The 13,522-nt window shown below is 73.4% G+C and carries 11 protein-coding genes; 5 read left to right on the forward strand and 6 right to left on the reverse strand.

The window, feature by feature from the left end; all coding sequences use genetic code 11:
- Positions 1 to 6 precede the first annotated feature (6 nt).
- On the reverse strand, positions 7 to 1,134 hold the full coding sequence (locus tag ACFVVO_RS06290) for a ferrochelatase (RefSeq protein WP_390052169.1): 1,128 nt from the start codon (positions 1,132 to 1,134) through the stop codon (positions 7 to 9).
- 194 nt (positions 1,135 to 1,328) lie between these two features.
- Between ACFVVO_RS06290 and ACFVVO_RS06295 the strand changes: the two genes are divergently transcribed.
- The 3 genes from ACFVVO_RS06295 (at position 1,329) to sepH (ending at position 5,292) form a co-directional block, all read left to right on the forward strand.
- Entirely contained in the window at positions 1,329 to 2,567 is a 1,239-nt protein-coding gene (locus ACFVVO_RS06295) for an MFS transporter (protein WP_390052170.1), read from the forward strand.
- A complete protein-coding gene (locus tag ACFVVO_RS06300) occupies positions 2,527 to 3,846 on the forward strand; it encodes a D-arabinono-1,4-lactone oxidase (RefSeq protein ID WP_390052172.1) in 1,320 nt (439 codons plus the stop codon). Before ACFVVO_RS06295 ends, ACFVVO_RS06300 begins: the two co-directional genes overlap by 41 nt.
- A 402-nt stretch (positions 3,847 to 4,248) precedes the next feature.
- Positions 4,249 to 5,292, forward strand: coding sequence for a septation protein SepH (gene sepH / locus ACFVVO_RS06305; protein WP_390052173.1), 1,044 nt, complete (start codon positions 4,249 to 4,251; stop codon positions 5,290 to 5,292).
- Between the two features lie 78 nt (positions 5,293 to 5,370).
- Here sepH and ACFVVO_RS06310 read toward each other — a convergent pair whose 3' ends face one another.
- Positions 5,371 to 6,222 (reverse strand): sulfurtransferase, encoded by an 852-nt coding sequence (locus ACFVVO_RS06310; RefSeq protein WP_390052175.1) that lies wholly within the window; start codon positions 6,220 to 6,222, stop codon positions 5,371 to 5,373.
- A gap of 312 nt (positions 6,223 to 6,534) precedes the next feature.
- Between ACFVVO_RS06310 and ACFVVO_RS06315 the strand changes: the two genes are divergently transcribed.
- Positions 6,535 to 7,326 (forward strand): VOC family protein, encoded by a 792-nt coding sequence (locus tag ACFVVO_RS06315; protein WP_390052176.1) that lies wholly within the window; start codon positions 6,535 to 6,537, stop codon positions 7,324 to 7,326.
- 73 nt (positions 7,327 to 7,399) lie between these two features.
- Here the strand turns inward: ACFVVO_RS06315 and ACFVVO_RS06320 are convergent, their stop codons facing one another.
- The 4 genes from ACFVVO_RS06320 to ACFVVO_RS06335 form a co-directional block, all read right to left on the reverse strand.
- Positions 7,400 to 8,050 carry a thymidine kinase gene (locus tag ACFVVO_RS06320; RefSeq protein ID WP_390052177.1) on the reverse strand — a complete coding sequence of 217 codons (651 nt, stop codon included), beginning with the start codon at positions 8,048 to 8,050 and terminating at the stop codon, positions 7,400 to 7,402.
- A gap of 40 nt (positions 8,051 to 8,090) precedes the next feature.
- Complete coding sequence (locus tag ACFVVO_RS06325) at positions 8,091 to 9,284, reverse strand: alkaline phosphatase family protein (protein WP_390052178.1); 1,194 nt, start codon at positions 9,282 to 9,284, stop codon at positions 8,091 to 8,093.
- A complete protein-coding gene (locus ACFVVO_RS06330) occupies positions 9,284 to 9,880 on the reverse strand; it encodes a DUF5998 family protein (protein WP_390052180.1) in 597 nt (198 codons plus the stop codon). Before ACFVVO_RS06330 ends, ACFVVO_RS06325 begins: the two co-directional genes overlap by 1 nt.
- A 117-nt stretch (positions 9,881 to 9,997) precedes the next feature.
- Positions 9,998 to 12,928, reverse strand: coding sequence for a GNAT family N-acetyltransferase (locus ACFVVO_RS06335; protein WP_390052181.1), 2,931 nt, complete (start codon positions 12,926 to 12,928; stop codon positions 9,998 to 10,000).
- 178 nt (positions 12,929 to 13,106) lie between these two features.
- Here ACFVVO_RS06335 and ACFVVO_RS06340 point away from each other — a divergent pair, with 178 nt between their 5' ends.
- Positions 13,107 to 13,388, forward strand: coding sequence for an HPr family phosphocarrier protein (locus ACFVVO_RS06340; RefSeq protein ID WP_359553400.1), 282 nt, complete (start codon positions 13,107 to 13,109; stop codon positions 13,386 to 13,388).
- Positions 13,389 to 13,522 lie beyond the last annotated feature (134 nt).

The raw sequence follows: 13,522 nt of genomic DNA on the forward strand, positions 1-13,522 counted from the left end.
GTCTCCTCACTCGAAGGGGCTGTCGGCGCCGGCGGCGGCCGGCCTCGGGGCGCGGGCCGGGCAGCAGCCGACGGGGCACAGGTCGTGGCTGGGGCCGAGCGCGCCCAGGGCGCACCGCGTGACCTCCAGCCCGCGCTCCGCCGCGGACCGCTCCAGGACCAGTTCGCGGACCGCGGCCGCGAACCGCGGGTCGGCGCCCACGGTGGCCGAGCGGCGCACCGGCAGGCCCAGTTCCCCGGCCTTGGCCGTGGCCTCGGTGTCGAGGTCGTAGAGGACCTCCATGTGGTCGGAGACGAAGCCGATGGGCGCCATGACGACGGCCGGGACGCCGGCGGCGTGCCGCTCCTCCAGGTGGTCGCAGATGTCCGGCTCCAGCCAGGGGATGTGCGGGGCGCCGGAGCGGGACTGGTAGACGAGCCGCCAGGGGTGGTCGACGCCGGTGCGCTCGCGGACGGCGTCGGCGATCAGCTGGGCCACGTCCAGGTGCTGCTCGACGTACGCCCCGCCCTCCCCGTGGGCCTCGGCCGGACCGGAGGTGTCGGCGGCGGAGGTGGGGATGGAGTGGGTGGTGAAGGCGATGTGGGCGCCGTCGCGCACGTCCTCGGGGAGGTCGGCGAGGGAGCGCAGCACGCCGTCGATCATGGGCTCCACGAAGCCCGGGTGGTTGAAGTAGTGCCGCAGCTTGTCGACCTTCGGCGGCCGCACGCCCTCGTCCTGAAGGGTGGCCAGCGCGTCGGCGAGGTTCTCCCGGTACTGGCGGCAGCCCGAGTAGGTGGCGTAGGCGCTGGTGGCGAGCACCAGAACACGGCGGCGGCCGTCCGCCGCCATCTCGCGCAGGGCGTCGGTCAGGTACGGCGCCCAGTTGCGGTTGCCCCAGTAGACCGGCAGGTTCAGGCCGTGCTCGGCGAAGTCCTCGCGCAGGAGCTTCAGCAGGGCCCGGTTCTGGTCGTTGATGGGGCTGACCCCGCCGAACAGGAAGTAGTGCTGCCCGACCTCCTTCAGGCGTTCCTTGGGGATGCCACGCCCGCGCGTGACGTTCTCCAGGAACGGGACCACGTCGTCGGGGCCCTCGGGCCCGCCGAACGAGAGCAGGAGCAGGGCGTCGTAGGGGGTGGGATCGAGCGCGTCTGGCATGACTCGATCCTGCCACCCGGTACCGACAGCGGGGGAACAGCGGGGTGAAGAGTCGCGTTCGAGGCGGTTTCGTGATGATTCTCCGGCTGTGCCTCCGGTGGCGTCCCGACCGTATTTCGGGGTGTGCTTAGGGCCACCTAACTCGTAAGCTGTATCGATCGCATTCGCGCCTTACGAGCCGCCCCGGAGTCCACGTGCCCAGCCCCTACCGCGCCCTGTTCGCCGAGCCCGGCACGAAGGCCTTCTCCGCCGCGGGGTTCGTCGGCCGGATGCCGCTGTCGATGATGGGCATCGGCGTGGTCACGATGGTCTCGCAGCTCACCGGCCGCTACGGCCTGGCCGGCGCGCTGTCCGCCACCATCGCCCTGTCCGCCGCCGCGATCGGGCCGCAGATCTCCCGGCTGGTGGACCGGCACGGGCAGCGCCGGGTACTGCGCCCGGCGACCCTGGTCGCGCTCACGGCGGCCGCCGGACTGCTGCTCACCGCACACCTCGGCGGGCCGGACTGGACACTGTTCGCCTGCGCGGCCGGGATCGGCTCGGTGCCGAGCCTGGGCGCGATGATCAGGTCCCGCTGGGCGGCCCTGTACCGGGGGACGCCGAAGCTGCACACCGCCTACTCGTTCGAGTCGGTGGTCGACGAGGTCTGCTTCATCTTCGGGCCGATCATCTCCATCGGCCTTTCCACGGCCTGGTTCCCGGAGGCGGGGCCCCTGCTGGCCGCCTGCTTCCTGGCCGCCGGCGTCTTCTGGCTGACCTCCCAGCACGCCACCGAGCCGCGGCCGCACCCGCGTGAGCGGCAGGGGGGCGGCAGCGCGCTGCGCTCGCCCGGACTCCAGGTGCTGGTGGCCACCTTCGCGGCCACCGGCACGATCTTCGGGGCGGTCGACGTGGTCACCGTCGCCTTCGCCGACGAACGCGGCCACAAGGCCGCCGCGAGCGTGGTCCTCGCGCTGTACGCGGCCGGATCCTGCTCGGCCGGGGTGGTCTTCGGGCTGATGCGGTTCGCCGGGGCACCGGAGCGACGGTGGCTCGTGGGCGTGTCGGCCATGGGCGTGAGTATGATCCCCCTCCTACTGGTCGGAAACCTGCCGCTTCTGGCCGTGGCGCTGTTCGTTGCGGGGCTGGCCATCGCGCCGACGATGATCACGACGATGTCCCTCATCGAAGAGCACGTACCTCGCGCGCAGCTCACCGAGGGCATGACCTGGGTGAGCACCGGCCTCGCGGTCGGAGTCGCGCTCGGCTCCTCCGTGGCCGGCTGGGTGATCGACGCAGCCGGGGCGCGCGCCGGGTACGGGGTTCCGGCCGCGTCCGGGGCCGTCGCGGTCGCGGTCGGTTTCCTCGGGTTCCGTCGGCTCCGCAGGCCGGCCGCGGGTCGGGGAGGCATCGTTGAGCACCACGTACAGCGCGAGGAACAGCACCTGGCGTAACTGGGGCGGCAACGTCTCCGCCCGCCCCGCGCGCGAGGTCACGCCGGCCTCGGTGGAGGAGCTGGCCGCGGCGGTGCGCCGGGCGGCCGAGGACGGCCTGAAGGTGAAGGCGGTCGGCACCGGGCACTCCTTCACGTCCATAGCCGCCACGGACGGTGTGCTGATCCGTCCTCAGCTGCTGACCGGCATCCGCGGCATCGACCGGGAGGCCATGACCGTCACGGTGGAGGCGGGCACCCCGCTCAAAAGACTCAACGCGGCCCTGTCGCGCGAGGGGCTGTCGCTCACCAACATGGGCGACATCATGGAGCAGACGGTCTCCGGCGCCACCAGCACCGGCACCCACGGCACGGGCCGCGAGTCGGCCTCGATCGCCGCCCAGATCAAGGGCCTCGAGCTGGTGACGGCCGACGGCTCGGTGCTCACCTGCTCCGACAAGGAGAACCCGGAGGTCTTCGCGGCCGCCCGAATAGGCCTCGGCGCCCTCGGCGTCGTCACGGCGATCACCTTCGCCGTGGAGCCGCTGTTCCTGCTCACCGCGCGCGAGGAGCCGATGCCCTTCGACCGGGTAGTCGCCGAGTTCGATCAACTGTGGGCGGAGAACGAGCACTTCGAGTTCTACTGGTTCCCGCACACCGGCAACACCAACACCAAGCGCAACAACCGCAGCGCGGGCCCGGAACAGCCGGTGGGGCGGCTGGCCGGCTGGTTCGAGGACGAGTTCCTCTCCAACGGCGTCTTCCAGGTGGCCCAGTGGGTCGGGCGCGCGGCCCCGGCGACCGTCCCGGCGATCGCGCGGATCTCCAGCAGGGCGCTGTCCGCGCGGACGTACACGGACATCCCCTACGAGGTCTTCACCTCGCCGCGCCGGGTGCGCTTCGTGGAGATGGAGTACGCCGTCCCGCGCGCGGCCCTGGCGGACACCCTGCGCGAGTTGAAGACCATGGTCGACCGCTCCGGACTGCGCGTCAGCTTCCCGGTCGAGGTGCGCACCGCACCGGCCGACGACATCACCCTGTCCACCGCCTCCGGACGGGACAGCGCGTACATCGCCGTGCACATGTTCCGGGGCACGCCGTACCAGGCCTACTTCACCGCCGCCGAGCGCATCTTCACCGCGCACGAGGGCCGGCCGCACTGGGGGAAGGTGCACACGCGGGACGCGGCGTACTTCTCCGGGGTGTACCCGCGCTTCGCCGAGTTCACGGCGCTGCGCGACCGGCTCGACCCGGAACGCCTGTTCCAGAACGACTACTTGCGGAGGATTCTGGGGGCGTAGCGATTAGTTCCGTTTCCGGGGATTTCGTGAAGTTCGCCACCCCCAAGATCGTCACAACCCGGTGATGAACGGCCAAGTCGCACTCCTTGCGAGAAGTTGGGCGGCGCGCCCATCCACGCACATGGTCCAAATGGAGTACTGTTGCGAGCCCTGGGTACGGTCTCCCACCAGGGTGTCCGCGACCTCGCGGGACCACCGGGAGGGGGCCAGTTGCACAGGGTGACGGAGTTGGTCACTTAGCGTTGCGAATAGGTAACCGTGCCATAACGGCGACCCAGGGCCCATGCCCGACACGCCGGGCAACTCGGCAAGGTTGTGGCAGGCTGCACCCGGGCAGGCCACACTCGACTAGCGGAAGCAGCGACGCACGTGACGTCGGCAGGCACCACCCGGGAGGTCCCCATGCCCGAACTGCGTGTCGTGGCCGTCTCCAATGACGGCACACGGCTGGTGCTGAAGGCTGCCGACTCCACGGAGTACACACTTCCGATCGACGAGCGGCTGCGCGCCGCCGTCCGCGGCGACCGGCCCCGTCTCGGTCAGATCGAGATCGAGGTGGAGAGCCATCTCCGCCCGCGTGACATCCAGGCCCGTATACGAGCCGGCGCCACCGCCGAAGAGGTCGCCCAGCTCGCCGGCATCCCGGTCGACCGGGTACGGCGCTTCGAGGGGCCGGTGCTGGCCGAGCGCGCCTTCATGGCCGAGCGCGCCCGCAAGACCCCGGTCCGCCGGCCCGGCGAGAACTCCGGTCCGCTGCTCGGCGAGGCCGTCCAGGAGCGGCTGCTGCTGCGCGGCGCCGACAAGGACACCGCGCAGTGGGACTCCTGGCGCCGCGACGACGGCACCTGGGAGGTCCTGCTCGTCTATCTGGTCGCGGGCGAACCGCACTCGGCGAGCTGGACGTACGACCCGCCCCGGCGGCTCGTGCAGGCCGTGGACGAGGAGGCGCGCTCGCTGATCGGCGAGTCCGACGACCTCGCCGTGCCGGAGCCGAGCTTCCCGTTCGTCCCGCGCATCGCCCGGCTGCCGCGCGACCGGGGCATGGACCGTGCCCTGGAGCGGGTCGACCGGGAGCGGCTGAGCCTGCCCGCGCAGGCGTCCGAGCCCGCCGAGGAGAGCACCGGTGAACGCGACTCGCTGACCAGCCTGCTGGAGGCGGTGCCGAGCTTCCGGGGCGACCTGGTGGTCCCGGAACGGCCGGCGGAGATCTCGTCGGAGGAGCCGCCCGAGGAGGTCGCCGAGGAGGAGCCCCCGGCGCCCGCCGCGTCGGCCGGATCCGCCTACGCGGACGTCCTCATGCCGCGCTCGGTGGGCAGTCACCGGGACCGGCTCATCGGCTCCACCGACCGCCAGGCCGAGGCCGACGGCGTCCGTCCCGGCCGCCGCGCCGCGGTCCCGAGCTGGGACGAGATCGTGTTCGGGACCCGGCGCAAGAAGCAGGAGTAAACGGGTCGTACGACCGTGTGAACCGTCGTACGACGTGTGAAAGTGGGGGCACGCGCGCGTGCCCCCACTTCTCGTCGCCTACCGCGGGTCCGGGCCCACCGCCACCGGACGGGACGGGTCCGAGGACCACTCCGACCAGGAACCGACGTACAGGGCCGCCGGAATGCCCGCGACCGCGAGTGCCAGCACCTCCTGGGCGGCCGACACGCCCGAGCCGCAGTAGACGCCCACCGGAACGTCCGTGGACACGCCCAGGGCCTTGAAGCGGTCCCGCAGGTCCACCGCGGACAGGAACCGGCCGTCCGGCCCCACGTTCTCGGTCGTGGGTGCCGACACCGCGCCCGGGATGTGCCCGCCGACCCGGTCGATGGGCTCCACCTCACCGCGGTACCGCTCCCCCGCGCGCGCGTCCAGCAGCACGCCCGAGCCGGCCAGGGCGGCCGCCTGGTCCGCGTCCAGCAACCCGGCAGGGTCCGGCGCGGGCCGGAAGTCGCCCTCGGCCGGAGCGGGCGTCTCCGTGGACAGCGGGCCCTGCCAGGCCGGCAACCCGCCGTCGAGGAACCGCACGTCCGGGTGACCCGTCCAGCGCAGCAGCCACCACGCGCGCGCGGCGGCCCAGCCCACCCCGCCGTCGTAGACGACGACCGGCCGGGCGGCCGACACACCCGCGCGGCGCATGGCCGCGCCGAACTCCGCGAGGTCGGGCAGTGGATGGCGGCCGCGCTCGCCGGGGGCCGAGGCCAGCTCCCGGTCCAGGTCGACGAAGACCGCGCCGGGGATGTGCCCGGCCGCGTACTCGGCCCGGCCGTCGAACTCCGGTTCGCCCGCCGCCTTCGCGAGGCTGAGCTGCCAGCGGACGTCCAGCAGGACGGGCGGGGCCTCCCCCTGGATCTCGTGGGCCAGTTCGGTCGGGCTGATGATGGCTGTCATGGCGTCATCCTTACGTCAGGGGTGGCCGCGGCGTCCAGGTCCGGCTACTCTCCCGCCGGACAGGTCCGATCACCCGGCGTACGGGATCGGGCACAGGCTGTACAACTGTCGGACACTCGCCGGCCATCGTCGGAAAGCGGCGGGAGACGGCGGAGCAGGCATCCTTCCCGGTGCCCCGGGCGGTCGGCGCGGCCCGGCACGCGGCACCCCGGAGGACGCGGGTACCGGCACGGGTGTGCGCGCGTGGGCGGCACACCCCTCCGGCAAGCGGAAGCGACACGGCCCCCGTGAGGGCCGGGGAGAGAGTGATCGATGACCGAGGCACGGGAGTCGGCCGGCCCGCACGCACGGCGCGCGCCCGGCACACCCTGCTGGGTGAGCCTGATGGTGCACGAGCTGGCCGCGACCGAGAGGTTCTACGGGGCCCTGTTCGGCTGGGAGTTCCGGCCGGGCCCGCAGCAGCTCGGCCCGTACGTGCGGGCGCTGCTGGACGGCCACGACGTGGCCGGCATCGGCCACCTGCCGCCGGACCGCCGGCTGCCGGTCGCCTGGACGCCGTACTTCGCCTCGCGCGACGTGGACGCGACGGCCGACCAGGTGCGCCTGTGCGGCGGCACGGTGGCCGTGGGCCCGCTGGACGCGGCCGAGGCCGGGCGAATGGCCATCGCCGCCGACCCCTCCGGGGCGGTGTTCGGGATCTGGCTGGGCGCGGCCCACCTCGGCACGTCGATCAGCGGCGTCCCGGGCACTCCCGCCTGGAACGAGCTGCTCACCTTCGAGACCACCGCCGTGGCCAAGTTCTACGAGACGGTGTTCGGCTACGAGGAGGAGCCGGAGATCTCCGCCGACTCCGACCACGTGACCCTGCGCGCCGGCGGACACCCGGTGGCCGGCCTGAACGGCCTGGGCCATGCCCTGCCCGGCGACCGGGGCGCCCACTGGCTGACGTACTTCCAGGTCGCCGACACCGAGGAAACGCTGCTTCAGGTCACCGAACTGGGCGGCCGGGTCCTGGACCCGGCCCACGACAGCCCGCACGGCCGGGTCGCCACGGTGGCGGACCCGGAGGGGGCGGTGTTCTCGGTGATCGAGGATCCTCGGTGAACCCGCCGTCCGGCGTCCCGGTGGGTCGGGCTCCGGCGCCCGCCACCGCGGACTGACCGAGGCGAGCCCCCGGTCAGTCCGCGGTGACCGGCAGCACGTCCGGGGAGAGGGCCGCCGCGCGGGACGTCCCGGCGGTCATGCGGCGCCGGTGGTGGCGGCGGCACAGCACCTCGTAGCCGATCTCGCCCGCCGCGTGGTTGACGTCGCCGACGACCACCTGGGCGCCCTCCACGACCATCTCGCCGCCCACGGTGCGGGCGTTGTGCGTGGCACGGGCGCCGCACCAGCACAGGGCCTCGACCTGCAGCACCTCTATGCGGTCGGCCAGCTCCACCAGTCGCTGGGAGCCGGGGAAGAGCTTGGAGCGGAAGTCGGTGGTGATGCCGAACGCGTAGACGTCCAGGCCGAGGTCGTCCACCACGCGCGCGAGCTGGTCGATCTGCTCCGGCGCGAGGAACTGGGCCTCGTCCGCGATCACGTAGTCCGCGCGGCCTCCCTGGGAGAGGTGGTCGACGAGATAGGCGTACAGGTCCTGGCCGTCCTCGACCTCCACCGCGTCGGTGACCAGGCCGAGCCGGGAGGACAGCTTGCCCTCGCCCGCGCGGTCGTCCCGGGTGAAGATCACCCCGACGAGGCCCCGCGTGGAGCGGTTGTGCTCGATCTGCAGAGCCAGCGTCGACTTCCCGCAGTCCATGGTTCCGGAGAAGAACACCAGCTCGGGCATGAGGGGATGAGCACCTTTCGGCGGGGACGGGCAGGGGGTTTCAGGAGCGTACTTCGAGCAGCGGGACGAGCTGCTCGGCGGGGGTCATCGAGCCGTGGTTGCCGACCAGCGCCGACTCCTTGGGTTCCCGCTCGGAGGCGATGATCAGGACGTCGTCGTGCGCGGCCGCGATCACGTCCCCCAGCCGCGCGTACACGCGCTCGTCGACACGCGGCCCGAACCAGCCGGCCTCGATCGCCTCGTCCCGCGAGGCCACCCAGAACTGCTCGCCGAGCACCTCGCGCCAGACGGTCAGCACGTCGGTCTCGGCGCCCGGCACCGCGTACACGTGCCGCGCCCGGCCCTCACCACCGAGCAGGGCGACGCCGGCGCCCAGCTCCCAGTCCTCGTCGAAGTCGATCCGGTGCTGCTCGTCGAACGGCACGTCGACCATGCCGTGGTCGGCGGTGACGTACAGCGCGCTGCGCGGTGGAAGCTGCTCGGCGAGGCGCTGGGCGAGCCGGTCGACGTTCATGAGCTGGCCGCGCCAGGTGTCGGAGGCGACGCCGTAGCGATGCCCGGCGCCGTCCAGCTCGGCGTAGTAGGTGTACACCAGCGAGCGGTCACCGGCGGCCAGTTGCTCGGCGGCGAGATCCATGCGGTCCTCGCCGGTGAGCCTGCCGTGGAAGGTGCCGCCGCTCAGCGCGACCTTGGTCAGCGGGGTGCTCGCGAAGGCCGGCGAGGACACCTGGGCGGCGTGCACACCGGCGTCGTGGGACAGTTGGAAGACCGTGGGGTACGGCTGCCAGGGGCGCGGCGGGGCCCACGGCTGCCAGCGGAGCTGGTTCATCAGCTCGCCGGTGGCGGGGTTGCGGACGGTGTAGCCGGGCAGGCCGTGCGCGCCGGGCGGCAGGCCGGTGCCGACCGAGGCCAGGGAGGTCGCGGTGGTGGCCGGGTAACCGGCGGTGAGCGGGCGGCCGGTGCCGCCGCGCGAGCTGCCGAGCAGCGAGTTCAGGAACGGCGCCTCGTCGGGGTGCGCCCGGAGCTGCTCCCAGCCGAGCCCGTCGACCAGGAAGACGCAGACCCGGTCGGCCGGGGTCAGTTCCCCGATCGTGGCGGTCATGCCGGGGACGCCGAGGCCCGCGGCCAGGGTGGGCAGCAGGTCGGCGAGCGAGCCGCTGCCGTACTGCGGCAGTGGCGCGGTGTCCAGGGCGAGTGGCTCCGGGAAGTCCCAGGCGGAGAGCTGCGCCGCCATCAGCGCGTGGGATCCGCGGTCGCCTCGGAGATGGCCTGTGCGAAGGCGAGCGCCTGGCGCACCGTCTCGGGGCCGTCGCCGGCCTCACTCACCCGCAGGCTGAGGTCGTCCGCCGTGGAACTGCCCGTGTAGCCGTGGTCGGCCTCGCAGTTGGGGTCGCCGCAGGCGGCGGGCTCCAGGTCGATGCGGCTGACCGCGCCCCAGCCGATGGTCAGCACGATCTCGCGGGGCAGGGTGCCCGGCTTGTACTGCTCCGGGTTGGCGACCACCCGGCTGACCACGACGGACGAGATCCGGCCGAGCTTCACCGATTCCGTGGAGGTGGTGGCGTACGGCGTCGGGGAGGTGCTGTCGGCGGCCTGCTCGTCGGTGTGGCTGACGATGAAGCGGTTGCCGGTGAGGACCAGCACGGTCACATGCCGGCGCACCTCGTTCTGGTCGAAGGTCGTCTCCTGGTGGACCAGGTACGACCGGATGGGCTCGCCGCCCACAGCGGCCTCCACCGCCTCGGCCACGAGGGCCGGGTAGTAGCCGCTGCGCTCGATCGCCGTGCGCAGCCCCTGGGTCGTCGTACTGGTCTTGGCCATGGCGTCCATCTTAATCCGTGGGCAAGGGCGGTCCGGGCCAGTCGCCGTCGGCCGCGGTGGCCCACCCTCCCGCGCCGGGACCGCCGTACGAAGGGCCCCGGTGGAAGGCCCCGGCCGCTCCCCCGCTCAGTACGCCGGCATGGTGCGCGGGCCGAGGTCGTCGCGGGCGGGCGGGGGCGCGAGGCGCACGGTGGCGCCGAGGACGCTCACACCCCGCTGGGCGACGACGACCGGCTCCAGGGTGACGGCCACCACCTCGGGATGGTCGTCCACCAGCCGGGACACACGCAGCAGCAGCCGCTCCAGCGCGGGGGTGTCCGCGGGCGTGGAGCCGCGCCAGCCGAACAGCAGCGGTGCCGTGCGGATGGACCGCACCAGCGAGGTCGCGTCCCGGTCGGTGACCGGGACCAGCCGGTGCGCCATGTCGCCGAGCAGTTGCGAGGGGGCCCCGGCGAGCCCGAAGGACAGCACGGCGCCGGCCGCCGGATCGATCACCGCGCGCACGACCGTGTCGACGCCCCTCGGCGCCATGCCCTGCACCACCGGTCGCAGCTCATCGGGCTTTCCGAACAGCTCGGTCAACTCGGCGTAGGAGCGGCGTAGTTGCTCCTCGTCCGCGAGGTCGAGGCGTACGCCGCCGAGGTCGGCGCGGTGCCGCAGGTGCGGGGCGGTGGCCTTGAGGGCCACCGGGTAGCCGAGGGTGCGGGCGGCCTCGGCGGCGGCGTCAGGGGTGGGCGCGGGCAGGGCGCGGCGGACCGGGATGCCGTATTTGCCGAGCAGTTCGCAGGTCTCCGCCTCCCCGAGGGTGAGCCCCTGTCCGCGTTCGAGCAGGACGCCGATCAGTTCCGCGGCGCCCTTCTCGTCGATGTCCTCGTACTCCGGGACCTTGCCGGGATCGGTGGCCTCGCGCCGCCACTGCCCGTACTTCACGGCCTCGGCGAGGGCGCGGACGGCTCGTTCGGCGGCGGGGTAGGCGGGGATGAGGCGGGTCCCGTGCTGCGGGGAAGCGCCCGGTGCGTCGGGCACCGCGGCCGGCGGCCGCCGCGCGGGGCGGGACGGGCCGGTGCCGTCCGGGGTACCGGGTGCCTGCGCGGACCGGGGTGCGGCGTTCGCGTCGCCCGGAGCCCGCGGGGCGGCCTGAGGTGCGGTGCCCGCCGCACCCGAAGCCTGCGCGGCGGCCTGCGGGGCCGTGCTCGCCGCGGCCGACAACGCCTCCGCGAGCCCGCCGAGTTCCACGTGCACCACGAGCACGGGCTTGCCGGACACCCCGGACGCCGCCGACCGCAGCGCCTCCGCCAGTTCGGCGTCGCCCGGCGAGCCCTCGCCGATCGCCGGGATCGCCGTGACCACGACCGCGTCGCACGTGTCGTCCGCCAGTGCCCGGCACAGCGCGCGGTGGAAGTCCTCCGCCGTCGCGCCGGTGGTCAGGTCCAGCGGGGGCGAGGGCCGCAGTCCCTCCGCGAGGCACCGGTCGTACGTCAGCAGGCCCAGGGACTCGGAGTTCCCGAGGATCGCCACCCGGGGCCCGGCGGGCAGCGGCTGCCGGGCCAGCAGCAGGCCCGCGTCGACCAACTCGGTGATCGTGTCGACCCGGATGACGCCGGCCTGCCGGAGCAGCGCCGACACGGTCTCGTGGGGCAGCCGCGTCGCCCGCACCGCGTGTCCCTGCGGCGCGGACCCGGCGCCCTGCACCACGACCAGCGGCTTGGCCGCGGCCGTGCGCCGGGCCAGGCGGTTGAACTTGCGGGGGTTGCCGATGGTCTCCAGGTACATCAGGGCGACATCGGTCTCGGGGTCGTCGTACCAGTACTGCAGGACATCGTTGCCGGAGACGTCGGCCCGGTTGCCGGACGACACGAAGGTGGACACGCCCGTGACGCCCGTGACGCCTCCCCCGCGCCGGTGCAGCCGGGACAGCAGGGCGATGCCGATGGCGCCGGACTGCGCGAACAGGCCGATGCGGCCGGGCCTGGGCATCTGCGGGGCCAGTGAGGCGTTCAGCCGGACGCCGGGCGCGGTGTTGATGATCCCGAAGGCGTTGGGGCCGATGATCCGCATGCCGTACGCGCGCGCCTGCCGCACCAGGGCCCGTTGCCGCTCGCGCCCCTCGGGCCCGCTCTCGGCGTATCCGGCGGACAGCACCACGAGCCCCTGCACCCCGTGCTCGCCGCACTCGGCGACGACCGCGGGCACGTGCTCGGCCGGGACGGCGACGACGGCGAGGTCGACGGGCCCCTCGATGTCCCGCACCGAGCGGTGCGCGGGCACCCCGTCGACCTCCTCGAGGTCCTCGGGGAATGCCTTGTTAACGGCGTGCAGCCGGCCCCGGTAGCCGGCCTCCCGGATGTTGCCGAGGACGCCGCGGCCGACTCCGCCGGGCGTGCGGCCGACGCCGACGACGGCGACGGAGCCGGGCGCCAGCAGCCGACGCACCGAGCGGGCCTCGGCGCGCTGCTCCCGCGCGCGCTGGACGGCGACCGAGCGGTCGGTGGGCTCGAGGTCGAACTCCAGGCGTACGACGCCGTCCTCGAAGCTGCGCTTCTGGGTGTATCCGGCGTCCGTGAACACCTTGATCATCTTGGTGTTTGCGGGCAGCACCTCGGCGGCGAAGCGCCGGATGCCCCGCTCGCGTGCGACGGCCGCGACGTGTTCCAGCAGGGCGGAGGCGACACCGCGGCCCTGGTGGGCGTCCTGGACCAGGAAGGCGACCTCCGCCTCGTCGGCGGGCACGGACGCGGGCATGCCGTCGGTGCCGATGCGGTCGTAGCGTACGGTGGCGATGAACTCGCCGCCGATGGTGGCCGCGAGTCCCACCCGGTCCACGAAGTCGTGGTGAGTGAAGCGGTGGACGTCCTTGGCGGACAGGCGTGGGTACGGCGCGAAGAAGCGGTAGTACTTCGACTCGTCCGAGACCTGCTCGTAGAAGCTGACCAGACGGTCGGCGTCATCAGCGGTGATGGGCCTGATGCGCGCGGTGCCCCCGTCGCGCAGCACCACGTCCGCCTCCCAGTGAGCGGGGTACTCGTGCCGGTCCTGCCGGTCCGCCGGGCTCTGCATGGGCCCCAGGGTACGGCTCGCGTACGGCGACGTCGCGAGGCAGTCTGTGGAGGACGAACAGGCCGGACCGAGGCCGCGGTCCGGCGGCACACCGGAGCGGGACACGAGACCGCCCGGGGCACGCTTCGCGATATGGGAAACTGGTCTAGACAACCTGAACACCGAAGGGCAGCAACACATGGCTGAGCGCCGCGTCAACGTCGGCTGGGCCGAGGGCCTCCACGCCCGCCCCGCCTCCATCTTCGTCCGAGCCGCCACGGCCACAGGCGTCCCGGTGACGATCGCCAAGGCCGGGGGCAACCCCGTCAACGCGGCCTCCATGCTGGCCGTCCTGGGTCTGGGCGCCCAGGGCGGCGAGGAGATCGTCCTCGCCTCCGACGCCGAGGGCGCGGACATCGCCCTGGACCGTCTGGCCAAGCTGGTCGCCGAGGGCCTCGAGGAGCTGCCCGAGACGGTCTGAGCGCCAGCTCACGAGAAACACCGGAGCCGTGGGGCCCCGGCCCGGCGGGCCCGCGCCCCCCGGGCCCCCGCCCCGGCGGGACGCGGGGCGTCACCGCAGCGGCCGAAGCCCCCCAACAAAGCCCAGCAAGTTGT

Source organism: Streptomyces sp. NPDC058145, assembly GCF_042884245.1.
Lineage (GTDB): Bacteria > Actinomycetota > Actinomycetes > Streptomycetales > Streptomycetaceae > Streptomyces.